The organism is Xanthomonas sp. SHU 199, assembly GCF_000364665.1.
In the GTDB taxonomy this organism is placed as follows: domain Bacteria; phylum Pseudomonadota; class Gammaproteobacteria; order Xanthomonadales; family Xanthomonadaceae; genus Xanthomonas_A; species Xanthomonas_A sontii.
The window spans coordinates 1-11,259 of the sequence record NZ_AQOI01000547.1 but is presented as its reverse complement, the minus strand read 5'-3'; the positions used below and the strand labels follow the sequence as shown (position 1 = coordinate 11,259).

11 protein-coding genes are annotated in these 11,259 nt (G+C 69.2%); 9 read left to right on the top strand and 2 right to left on the bottom strand.

The window, feature by feature from the left end:
* Window positions 1–406: 406 nt before the first annotated feature.
* Window positions 407–4,921: a putative Ig domain-containing protein gene (locus D183_RS0116380; protein ID WP_441366229.1), complete on the bottom strand. Its 4,515-nt coding sequence runs from the start codon at window positions 4,919–4,921 to the stop codon at window positions 407–409.
* Between D183_RS0116380 and D183_RS28250 the strand changes: the two genes are divergently transcribed.
* The 5 genes from D183_RS28250 (at window position 4,920) to D183_RS0116360 (ending at window position 7,692) form a co-directional block, all read left to right on the top strand.
* Window positions 4,920–5,324, top strand: coding sequence for a hypothetical protein (locus tag D183_RS28250; protein WP_441366226.1), 405 nt, complete (start codon window positions 4,920–4,922; stop codon window positions 5,322–5,324). The two genes, D183_RS0116380 and D183_RS28250, sit on opposite strands and share 2 nt — an antisense overlap.
* Window positions 5,325–5,375: 51 nt before the next feature.
* Window positions 5,376–5,921 (top strand): phage tail protein, encoded by a 546-nt coding sequence (locus tag D183_RS0116375; RefSeq protein ID WP_017909951.1) that lies wholly within the window; start codon window positions 5,376–5,378, stop codon window positions 5,919–5,921.
* Between the two features lie 68 nt (window positions 5,922–5,989).
* Window positions 5,990–6,517, top strand: coding sequence for a phage tail protein (locus D183_RS0116370; protein ID WP_017909950.1), 528 nt, complete (start codon window positions 5,990–5,992; stop codon window positions 6,515–6,517).
* A gap of 58 nt (window positions 6,518–6,575) precedes the next feature.
* Window positions 6,576–7,112 carry a phage tail protein gene (locus D183_RS0116365; protein WP_017909949.1) on the top strand — a complete coding sequence of 179 codons (537 nt, stop codon included), beginning with the start codon at window positions 6,576–6,578 and terminating at the stop codon, window positions 7,110–7,112.
* A 10-nt stretch (window positions 7,113–7,122) separates the two neighbouring features.
* Entirely contained in the window at window positions 7,123–7,692 is a 570-nt protein-coding gene (locus D183_RS0116360; RefSeq protein ID WP_017909948.1) for a GNAT family N-acetyltransferase, read from the top strand.
* Here the strand turns inward: D183_RS0116360 and D183_RS0116355 are convergent.
* A complete protein-coding gene (locus tag D183_RS0116355; protein ID WP_017909947.1) occupies window positions 7,685–7,972 on the bottom strand; it encodes a DUF6916 family protein in 288 nt (95 codons plus the stop codon). The two genes, D183_RS0116360 and D183_RS0116355, sit on opposite strands and share 8 nt — an antisense overlap.
* 329 nt (window positions 7,973–8,301) lie before the next feature.
* Here D183_RS0116355 and D183_RS0116350 point away from each other — a divergent pair, with 329 nt between their 5' ends.
* The 4 genes from D183_RS0116350 to D183_RS0116335 all read left to right on the top strand — a co-directional run bounded on the left by D183_RS0116350 (window position 8,302) and on the right by D183_RS0116335 (window position 11,150).
* Window positions 8,302–9,093, top strand: coding sequence for an ABC transporter ATP-binding protein (locus D183_RS0116350; RefSeq protein WP_017909946.1), 792 nt, complete (start codon window positions 8,302–8,304; stop codon window positions 9,091–9,093).
* A complete protein-coding gene (locus D183_RS0116345; RefSeq protein ID WP_017909945.1) occupies window positions 9,093–9,842 on the top strand; it encodes an MlaE family lipid ABC transporter permease subunit in 750 nt (249 codons plus the stop codon). The genes D183_RS0116350 and D183_RS0116345 overlap by 1 nt, the downstream gene beginning before the upstream one ends.
* A 103-nt stretch (window positions 9,843–9,945) precedes the next feature.
* Window positions 9,946–10,485: an outer membrane lipid asymmetry maintenance protein MlaD gene (mlaD, locus tag D183_RS0116340; protein WP_017909944.1), complete on the top strand. Its 540-nt coding sequence runs from the start codon at window positions 9,946–9,948 to the stop codon at window positions 10,483–10,485.
* A complete protein-coding gene (locus D183_RS0116335; RefSeq protein WP_017909943.1) occupies window positions 10,482–11,150 on the top strand; it encodes an MlaC/ttg2D family ABC transporter substrate-binding protein in 669 nt (222 codons plus the stop codon). The genes mlaD and D183_RS0116335 overlap by 4 nt, the downstream gene beginning before the upstream one ends.
* Window positions 11,151–11,259: the final 109 nt, after the last annotated feature.

Genomic DNA, 11,259 nt, shown 5'->3' with positions numbered 1-11,259 from the left:
GCCGGGAGAAGGTGGCCCGCAGGGCCGGATGAGGGTACGGACGCAGCCTCGTGCACCCAAACATCGCGGGTCGCTTCGCGTCGGACCCTCTCCCCAACCCCTCTCCCGGGGGGAGAGGGGCTAGCCGCTCCCTTCTCCCACCGGTAGAAGGTAGCCCGCAGGGGCGGATGAGGGTACGGGCCCAGCTTCGCGCACCCAAACATCGCGAGACGCTTCGCGCCGGACCCTCACCCCAACCCCTCTCCCGGGGGGAGAGGGGCTAGCCGCTCCCTTCTCCCGCCGGGAGAAGGTGGCCCGCAGGGCCGGATGAGGGTCCGGGCGCAGCCTCGTGCACCCAAACATCGCGAGTCGCTTCGCGCCGTACCCTCACCCCAACCCCTCTCTCGGGGGAGAGGGGCTCAAAGCGTCAGTACTTCTTCTCGACGTTGAACATCCAGGTCTGGTCGCTGCCGCTGTCGCCGTCGGTCACGCCGCGGTACTCCACGCGCGTGGACAGGCCCTGGTCGGTGCTGAACACCACGCCCACGCCCAGCATCAGCCGGTTGCGGTCGTACACGCTCTGCCCGGTGCGGTACAGGGTGCCGCCGACGATGTCGGCATAGCCCAGCGTGGCGTCGCCGCGGCCCTGGAAGTCGTGCTGGTACTCGAGCCGGAACTGCGGCGTCAGCCGTCCCCAGGTCATCTGCCGGCGCCATTCCAGGCGCAGGCCGAGGTTGCCGGTGGTGGTGGCCACGTCCATGTCCTCGTAGCGCAGCGCGTACGGCGCCATCGCCGCTTCGCTGTAGGCGTCCAGCGTGGCGCGCGCGGCATCCACCCGCGCATACGGGGTGATCTGCCAATCGCCGCGCTGCAGGTCGGCACCGGCCGACAGCGACGCGATCCACTGGTGGCCGCTGCGGTCGCCTTCGGCCAGGGCGCCGTTGTCGGTGACGTAGCGGCGCAGGTCGTAGGACAGCAACTGGTAGCCGACCAGGGTGTCGAAGAACAGCGTCTGGCCCGGGTGATAGCTGGCATACAGCGCCAGCGTGTACGCAGTGGACTTGCTGCGGCTGCCGTCGCGGCCGACATCGCTGTCGTCGCGGCCGAAGCCCACGCCCGCACCCAATGCGAAGGACGAGGAGACGCGGTAATCGGCGCCCAGGCTCAGGCCATCGGTCTGGAAATCCACGCCGGCGCGCTGCGACTGCCTGTCCAGGCTGCCGGAGCGGATCGCACCACCCACCCACAGGCCCAGATCGCCTGCCGCAGTGGCATCGCGTGGTGCAGCCGACGCGGTGTCGGCGCCGCCGTCCATGGCGCCGTCGCGCAGGTCGCGGTTGGCCGGGTCGCACGCTTGCGCGTCCAGGTTGCGATCGCTCTGCAGCGTGCGGTCGCGCTGGCGGCACTGCGAGCTGGCCTGGAAGCTCACGCCGTTGTCGAAGCCGCGCGCACCCCGGTGGGTCGCCTCCAGGCGGCGCTGGAAGTTGTCGATCTGCGCCTTGGCGAAGCGCCGGGTCGACTCGGCCTGCGCGTCGATCAGACCACGCACCTGCGCATCCTGGGTCGGATCCCGGCGCGGCGCGATCACGAACACGATGTCCGCCGGGGCCGAGGTCGCGTATGCATTAGACAGGGTGAAGCGCACCGTGGCGTTGCCGGAGAAGGCCGGGTTCGGCACGAAGGTCAGCATGAAGCCCGGGCCGTCGTCCGCGGCCGCGGTCGGCACGCCGGCGGCCCTGGCGGCCGCGCGGGTGATCGTCGCGGTACCAGCGTTGGCCGGCAGCACCGCGACCACGGCGGCCGCCACGAACGGACCGCCGGTGGCGTCGCGGGTGACGTCCAGCGTCTGCGTCTGCCCGGTCACCGCCGGCACCGTCACCGACACCGCGATGGGGCGGGCGTTGACGGTGATGGTGACCACGGCCGGCGCCGAACTGCCGCCGGCGCCGATGGCGGTGTAGTGCACGCTGTCCACGCCCACGTAGCCCGGCGCCGGCGTGTACACCAGGCGCACGCCATCGACGGTCGCGGTGCCGTGGCTGGGCGCGGTGGCGATGGCGATGCTGTCGATGCTGCCGGTGTCGTTGCCGGTGACCGCCAGGGTCAGCGCGGTATCCACGAGGGTGGCGCCGGTGTCGTTCGCCGCCACCGGTGCCGGCACCGCCGAGGCGATGGTCAGGGTGTAGGCCTGCGTGGCCGAGAAGCCGTTGGCATCGCTCACCTTGATGCTGAAGGCGAAGCTGCCGGCCGCGCTCGGCGTGCCGGACAGCACGCCCGCCGTGGTCAGGCTCAGCCCTGTCGGCAGCGCGCCGCTGACCACGCTGTAGCTGTACGGTGCGGTGCCGCCGCTGGTGCTCAGGGTCTGGTTGTACGCGGTGCCCGCGGTGCCGGCAGGCAAGGTCGGCTGCCCCGGAGTCAGGGTCGGCGCCGCGATGCTCAGCGTGTAGCTGCGGCTGGCCTGGCCGGGGACGCCGGCGGTGCTGTCGGTGACGGTGGCGGTGAAGACGAAACTGCCCGCCTGGGTCGGGGTACCGGACAGCACGCCGGCCGCGCTCAGGCTCAGCCCGGCCGGCAACGCGCCGGTAGCGAGGCTGTAGCTGTAGGGCGCGGTACCGCCGGTGGCGCTGAGCGCCTGACTGTAGGCGCTGCCCGCGGTGCCGGCCGGCAGCGCCGGCGGCGACAGCGTCAGCGTCGGAGAGGCCACCGTCAGGGTGAACGCCTGCGCCGCAGTGAAGGCGTTGGCGTCGGTGACGCCGACGGTGAACGCGAAGTTACCGGCCGTGGTCGGCGTACCGGACAGCACGCCGCCCGCGCTCAGGCTCATCCCGCTCGGCAAGGCGCCGGCATTGAGCACATAGCTGTACGGTGCGGTGCCGCCGCTGGTGCTCAGCGCCTGGCTGTAGCTGGCGTTGATCGCCGCTGCCGGCAACGTCGGCGGGGTGATGGCCAGGGTCGGCGAGGCGATGGACAGGGTGTAGGCGTGCGAACCGCCGAAACTGCCGGCATCGATGACGCCGACGACGAAGGTGAAGCTGCCGGCCACGGCCGGGGTGCCGGATAGGACACCGGCACTGCTCAGGCTCAGGCCCGCAGGCAAGGCACCGGAGCTGAGCGCGTAGGTGTAGGGCGCCGTCCCGCCGCTGGTGCTCAACGTCTGGCTGTAGGCGGTGCCCGCGGTCCCGGACGGCAGCGTGGACGGGGCGACGGTCAAGGTCGGCGCCACGATCGCCAGCGTATAGCTGCGCGACGCCTGGCCCGGCGTTCCGGAGGTGCTGTCGGTCGCGGCCAGGGTGAAGCTGAAATTGCCGGTCACGGTGGGCGTGCCGCTGAGCGCACCGGTCGCACTGTTGACGGTCACGCCTGCCGGCAAGGCGCCGGCCGTGACGGCATAGGTGTACGGCGCGATGCCGCCGCTGGCCTGGGTGATCGCCGCGCTGTAGGCCTGGCCGGCGGTGCCGTTGGGCAGGGTCGTCGCCGGCAGCGTCACGGTTGGCGCAGCCACCGTCAACGTATAGGCACGGCTACCACTGATGGGCGACGCGCCGCTGTCGGTCGCGGACACGGTGAAATTGAAGCTGCCGCTGCCGCTGGGCGTGCCGGTCAGCACGCCGGCGGAACTCAGCAGCATGCCCACCGGCAATGTGCCGGTGGTGATCGCGAAGCCATATGGCGCCGTCCCACCACTGGCCGTCAAGGTCTGGCTGTAGCTGGTGCCGGCGGTGGCCGCCGGTAGCGACGTCGGCGAGATCGTCACCACTGCATCGTCGTTGAGGATCGTGCCGGTGGCGGTGGCGCGGGCGATGGTGGCGTTGCTGGCAGCGGACAGGGTCACCGTGAACGTCTCGTCCGGCTCGACGGTGGTGTCGCCGATGATCGTCACTGCGATGCTCTGCACGGTGGTGCCGGGCGCGAAGGCCAGCGGACCCGAGGTGGCGACATAGTCGCTGCCGGCAGTGGCGGTGCCGTCGGCGGTCCCGTAGTTGACCATGACGGTTTGGCCGCTGGCGGCGCTGAGGGTAACCGTGAACGTCGCCGTGGTGTTGCCGCTGTTGCCTTCGATGACGCTGACATCGCCGATCGAGAGCGACGGCTGCGCATCGTCGTTGACGATGGTGCCCTGGCCCTGTCCGTCGGCGACGGTGGCGCCGCTGACGTTGCTGACGTTGACGAAGAAGGTTTCGTCGGGTTCGTTGAGCGTGTCGCCGATCACCTGCACGGTGAAGGTGGCACTGCTGCTGCCGGCCGGAATGGTCAGCCCGTTCACGCTGGAGGAGATGTAGTCGGTGCCCGCGGTCGCGGTGCCGTTGGCGGTGGCGATGTCGAAGCTGACCCCGCCACTGCCGGCCGGCTGGCTGAGCGAGACGGTGAAGGTGAACGCGGTGTTGCCGGAATTGCCCTCGTTCTGCGACACGTCGTTGACCGACAGCGCCGGCTGGTCGGCGTTGAGGATGGTGCCGGTGGCGCTGGAGGGGTTGCCGATCGAGTAGCCGGTACCGTTGGCCACCTGGAAGATCACCGTCTCGTCCGGCTCCACCGTGGTATCGGCGACCGGGGTGACGCTGAAGCTGGCGGACGTCGCGTTGGCCGGCACCACGACGCTGGTGACCGCACCGGTGTAGTCGGTCCCGCTGGTGGCCGTGCCGCTGCGGGTCAGGTTCACCGTGGTCGCCGAACTGTTGGTCGAGCTCAACGTCACCGTGTAGACGAAGGGCGTGCCGCTGTCCTCGTTGGCGCTGGACGGGGAAACCGTGATGCTGGCGCTGCGCGAGGGGTTGATGGTGATGTTGAAGACGACCTGGTTGTTGTCCTGGTCCAGCAGGTAGAACGAGTCCGAGGTCGCGCCGTCCCCGTTGTTGGTATAGGTCACTGTCTGTGTGCCAGGACCGGACTGCTGGCTGAGCACGAAACTGCCGTGCGCAGGCTGCACAAGAGGATCGGTCATGCCACCGTTCGAGTCCCCGTCGCAGTCGCTGACGTCGAACGTCACCGATTGGCCCTGGTTCACGGTCGCGGTTTTAGGCGACGGGCAGTACAAAGCCAGGCAAACCTGCGACGTCGTCATCAACAGCAACGCCATCAGCCAACGCAACGTCCGTCGCACGCCGCTCGATGCGGAGCATTTTGTAGACATATTTCGATTCCCCCAAAACGCGCCACCCCATGGGCGCTGGCAGCCATCCTGGTGCCTCGGACTTCGCGGAACATCGGCCCAGCAAGCATCGGCCATGCGCGTCGCGCGGCCATTGGAACAGCAAATTCGACGCCGCGTAAAGCAACAAATGCGTCACGTCTGTCTGGTTCAGCGAAATCGTCGCTTGCAAGTCGCCGAAGTCGTGATTAAGTAGTCTGGCGCCAGACACGAGGTCTGCCGTCATCCACTCCGGGGGGAGATCCGCATGAGCGAGTTCTTCATCGGTCAGATCATGCTGACCGGTTTCGCGTTTGCGCCAAAATATTTTGCGCAGTGCAACGGGCAATTGCTGCCGATCAATCAGAACCAGGCCCTGTTCAGTCTGCTCAGCACCCGCTTCGGCGGCGACGGCAAGACCACCTTCGGCTTGCCGGACATGCGCGGACGCACGCCGGTGGGCTACGGGCCATCGGCCGACCCGGCGTGGCAGCCGCCTGCGGTGCCGATGGGCCAGGCCGCCGGCGCGGAGACGGTGACGCTGGTAGGCGACAACCTGCCCCCGCATACCCACCTGATGACTTGCAGCAGCGCCAACGGTGACAACCGCATACCGACCGGCCGCCTGTTCGCCAACAACTACATCCCTACTGGAACTCCGCACGCGCTGTACGCTGCGCCAGGCGCAACGGTGCCACTGTCGCAGTCCACCATCGCCAATAGCGGCGGCGGCCAGGCGCATCCGAACGTGCAGCCGTACACCACGATCAATTTCTGCATCGCGCTGTCCGGCATCTTCCCTTCGCGCAGCTAGGCGCATCCGCATCCGGGCACGCCGCGCACAGTCGTGCGCGTGGCGCCTCATCGACCAGGAAGCATCTCATGGGTACTCCCTTCATCGGCGAAATCCGCATGTTCGGCTTCGGCCGTACGCCCCAGGGCTGGCAGGCGTGCGACGGCTCGCTGCTGCAGATCTCCGAATACGAACCGTTGTACGTCCTGCTCGGCACTGCCTACGGTGGCAACGGCACCAGCACCTTCGGCGTGCCGGATCTGCGTGGTCGCCTGCCGATCCACCAGGGTCAGGGACCGGGCCTGAGCAACTACCCGCTCGCCCAGCGCGCAGGCACCGAGACGGTGACATTGACGGAGCTGCAGATGCCGGCACACACGCATACCGCGCAGGCCACCACCGCCGCGGCCACCACCACCGCGCCCGCCGGGCTGTTGCCGGCCGCGGTCAACGGTAGCCAGTTCTATGCAAGCGACGTCACCGGCGCCACGATGCTGTCGCTGTCGCCGCAAAGCACGTCCTTCGCTGGCGGCAACCAACCGCACGACAACGTCATGCCGACGCTGACCGTGCAGTACTGCATCGCCACCACCGGCATCTTCCCGCAACAGGCCTGACCTCTGCGCCGCGCCGACACGGCCGCGGCACGCATCCGCTCATCGGAGGAATCCGCTCATGACCGAACCCTATATCGGCGAAATCCAGCTGTTCGGCTTCGACTACAACCCGTACGGCTGGGCGTTGTGCAACGGCGCCACCCTGCCGATCACGCAGAACACCGTGCTGTATTCCCTGCTCGGCGTGGCCTACGGTGGCAACGGCACCACCACGTTCCAACTGCCGAATTTCGTGACGCGCGCCGGCTGCCAGCAGGGCGCGGGGCCTGGACTGACGCCGCACACGCTGGGCAGCAATTTCGGCTCGGCGTCGGTGAGCCTGCAGAGCACGCAGATCCCCATGCACCAGCACGGGGTCACTGCTGCCTCGCAGCCGGATGGCACGAAGAAAACCGCTTCGCCTGCGAGCGGTGTCGCCCTGTCGACGCTGAACGTGAATACCGAACGCCCGTTCCTGGCCGTCGCGCCGAACACGCAGTTCTCCCCGACCATGTTGATGCCCACCGGCATCGGCCAGGCGCACGAGAACCGGCAGCCGTATCTGGCGGTGAACTTCTGCATCGCCTTGCAGGGCAACTATCCGGTCTTCAACTGAGGCAGGCGTGATGTCGATCGCCGCCTCGCCCGGCTTTCCGCAACGGGACGCCGGGTGGGCTGCGCCCGCTGCGCTGCAGGCACGCGGCATCGGCGTGCGGCCGGCGCGTTCGGCAGACCTGGACTGGCTGCGCGACCTATACGCCAGTACGCGCCGCGACGAACTGGCCACGGTGCCGTGGCCGGAACAAACCAAGCGCGCCTTTCTCGACCAGCAGTTCGCCTTGCAGCATGCGCACTATCTGCAGCACTTTCCCGGCGCGGACTTCCTGATCGTGGAAGACGCGCACGCGCGGCTGGGCAGGCTGTATCTGGACCGCAGCACGGATCCGCACGTCCTGGTCGATATCAGCCTGCTGCCGGACTGCCGCAGCCACGGCATCGGCGGCGCGCTGATCGCGCAGGCACAGGCGCTCGCGCATGCGGATGGGCGCGCACTGACGCTGCACGTGCTGCATGCCAATCCCGCAGCGCAGCGGCTCTACGCGCGGCTGGGCTTCGTTGCCGGCGAGGGCGGCCAGACCCATCTGGCCATGCGCTGGGATGGCGCCGGCACGAAGCCGGACGCGCGCGTCAGTTGAACACCGCCTGATACAGGAAGCCGTCGCGTTCGCGCGCGACCGGCACCAGAAAGATGCCGATCTCGCCCAGGCGCGGATGGCGCATCTGGTAGGTCTGCTGCGGAAACAGAAACGCCGAGCCGTTGCGGAACAGCAGCGAGAACGGGGCGCGCCGCGCCGCGGGCGGCGTCGGCAGCGGCCGCGCTTCGACCAGCACGAATGCGACCTCGCCTTCGTTCAACTGCGCCGAGAACGTCTCGTTCACGCTTCCGGCGAAGTGTTCCAAGCTCAACAGCTCCATCCTTGACTCCAGGTGTGGTTCGGCACGGTCGCCATGTCGGCATCGTCGCGTGCCGTCGCGACGCGCACAAGCGCTGTGCGGGCATTTGTCCACACCGCCTTTTGTCTACACCTCAAGTGCAGCGGCGAGGCGCTGGCGCGGTGGCGGCCATCCCGAGCCGATGCGGCGTCGCCGGCGACCAATGCGCGGCCGTATGACACGCTGTTGCATGAACGGGGCGAAGGGGGCGCGCACACCGGCCCGCGCAGTGCCACAATACTGCACGGGCCAGTTCGGTTAAGTTCAGCCGAACGGATCGATCCTATGTTGTATTTTCGTTAAAGGTCGCGATGGCGTCTTCCGAATCCAATCTGGTGCAGTTGTCGGGCGTGCGCATCGACCGCGGCGGCCGGGCGATCCTGCGTGACGTTTCGCTGAGCGTGCCGCGCGGCAGCATCACCGCGGTGCTCGGCCCCTCCGGCAGCGGCAAGTCCACGCTGCTGGCGGCGCTGACCGGCGAACTGGAGCCGGCCGCGGGGACGCTGCAGGTGTTCGGCAAGCCGCTGCCGCGCGGCAGCCGTGCGCTGCGCGAGACGCGCAAGAGCATCGGCGTGCTGCTGCAGGGCAACGGCCTGCTGACCGACCTGAGCGTGGCCGAGAACGTGGCGCTGCCATTGCGCGCCCACACCCGCCTGCCCGAACCGGTGCTGCAGCGGCTGGTCGCATTGAAGCTGCACGCGGTGGGCCTGCTGGCCGCCGCCGACGCCTGGCCGCGCGAGCTGTCCGGCGGCATGGCGCGGCGCGTGGCGCTGGCGCGGGCGCTGGCCCTGGACCCGCCGCTGATGATCTACGACGAACCCCTGACCGGGCTGGACCCGATCGCCTCCGGCGTGATCATGAGCCTGATCCAGCGCCTCAACCACACCCTGGGCCTGACCAGCATCATCGTCAGCCACCACGTCCACGAGACCCTGCCGATCTGCGACCAGGCCGTGGCCATCGCCAACGGCGGCGTGGTCTTCGCCGGCACCCCGCAGGCGTTGCAGGCCAGCACCGATCCGCTGCTGCAGCAGTTCCTGCACGGCCGTCCCGACGGCCCGATCCCGTTCGATGCGCCGCAGCGCGCGCGGAGCGCCGCCTGATGGCCATCGTTGCCCCGATCCGTTCCCTGGGCCGTGCCGGGCTGTTCTTCCTGACCGTGCTGCGCGGCTCGCTGCCGACCCGGGACCTGTTGGCCGAGCTGATCCGCGAGATCTACAAGGTCGGCGCGCGTTCGCTGCCGATCATCGCCGTGGGCGGCGCCTTCGTCGGCCTGGTGCTGACCCTGCAGGGCTACCGCACGCTGCAGACCTATGGCGCCTCCGATGCGCTGTCCACGCTGCTCGGCCTGTCGCTGTACCGCGAGCTGGCGCCGGTGCTGACCGCGCTGCTGTTCATCGGCCGCGCCGGCAGTTCCATCGCCGCCGAGCTCGGCCTGATGCGTGCGACCGACCAGATCAAGGCGCTGGAGCTGATGGCGATCGACCCGGTGGCCAAGGCGGTGGCGCCGCGCTTCTGGGCGGCGGTGCTGACCGTGCCGCTGCTGACCGGCATCTTCTGTTCGCTGGCGATCAGCGCCAGCTATTTCGAGGCGGTGGCGGCGCTCGGCCTGGACCGCGGCACGTTCTGGTCGGCGCTGTCGAGCAGCGTGGATTTCTGGGACGACTTCGGCGTGGCGATGCTGAAGTCGGCGGTGTTCGGCGGCACGGCGGCGCTGGTGGCGGCCTATGTCGGCTTCCATGCCGAGCCGACCATCGAGGGCACTTCGGTGGCCACCACCCGCGCGGTGGTCAACGCCTCGCTGCTGGTGCTGATGTTCAACTTCGTCATGTCGGCGCTGCTGTTCCGCTGAGCGGCGCCAACGCGGGGCCGGCCGGCGACGGCAGGCTCCGCGGCAACATCCCGGTCGCGGCACTGGCGCTGCGGCCACGCTGAATCAACAAGGTAGACACGTTATGGCTCTCCGTGGTCCCCGTCTCGAGTTCGCCGTCGGCGCCTTCCTGCTGCTGGGCCTGGCCTCGCTGCTGGTGCTGGCGCTGGCTTCCACCAACCGCCAGTGGGGCTTCGGCGGCCACCGCTACGACCTGGTCGCGCGCTTCTCGCAGATCGGCCAGCTGCGTGCGCAGGCGCCGGTGAAGATCGGCGGCGTCATCATCGGCCAGGTCGCCAAGATCGACCTGGACCCGACCAAGTTCGACTCGGTGGTGACCCTGTCCATCGACGACAAGTACAAGGACCTGCCGGCCGACACCTCGGCGGCGATCCTGACCAGCGGCCTGCTGGGCGAGAGCTACGTCGGCCTGCAGCCCGGCGGCGACCCCGACACGCTCAAGCCCGGCCAGGAAATCGCCTTCACCCAGCCGGCGGTGGACCTGATCCAGCTGGTCGGCAAGTACATGTTCGGCGGCGGCAGCGCCGGCGGCGACAAGAACGCAACACCCGCTGCCGCACCCTCTGCCGACCCCACCACGCCCGCAACGGAACCCAAGCCATGACGATCAAACTGCTTTCCGCCGCTCTCGCCGCCGCGCTGGCCGTGGCCGCGCCCTCCGCCGCCCTGGCCCAGGCCGCCGCGCCGGCCGCCGCCGCCACCCAGGCCGGTTCGGCCAGCAAGGTGGTGCTGGAGAACAGCACGCGCATCCTGACCACGCTGGAACAGCGCCGCAGCGAGTTCAAGAGCAACCCGACCGCGCTGCGCCAGTTCATCGACAGCGAGATGAACAAGTCCTTCGACCGCGACTACGCCGCCCGCCTGGTGCTGGGCGTGCACGGCCGCGGCGCCTCCGACGCCGACGTCAAGCTGTTCGGCGACGCGATGGCCGACAACCTGATGCAGCGCTACGGCACCTCGCTGCTGACCTTCGAAGGCAAGCCGCAGGTGCGGGTGAAGTCGGAAACCCCGCTGCCCGGCGGCCGCGGCGTCAAGGTCTCCACCGAACTGCTGCGCAGCGGCGGCGACCCGGTGCCGGTGGACTACCTGCTGCGCAACACCGGCGCGGGCTGGAAGATCTTCGACGTGATGGTCGAGGGCGTGTCCTACGTGCAGACCTTCCGCAACCAGTTCGACACCCCGCTGCGCAACAAGTCGATCCCCGAGGTTGCGGCCGAGCTGCGCAACGGCACGCTGCAGGCGGCACCGGCGGGCAACAGTGGCAAGTGATGCGCCGCAACTGCGCCGCGACGGCGACACGCTCGCGCTGAGCGGCGTGCTCGACCGTGCGGCGGCCACCGCGCTGTGGCCGGCAGCGCTGCGCGCGCTGCCGGGCGCA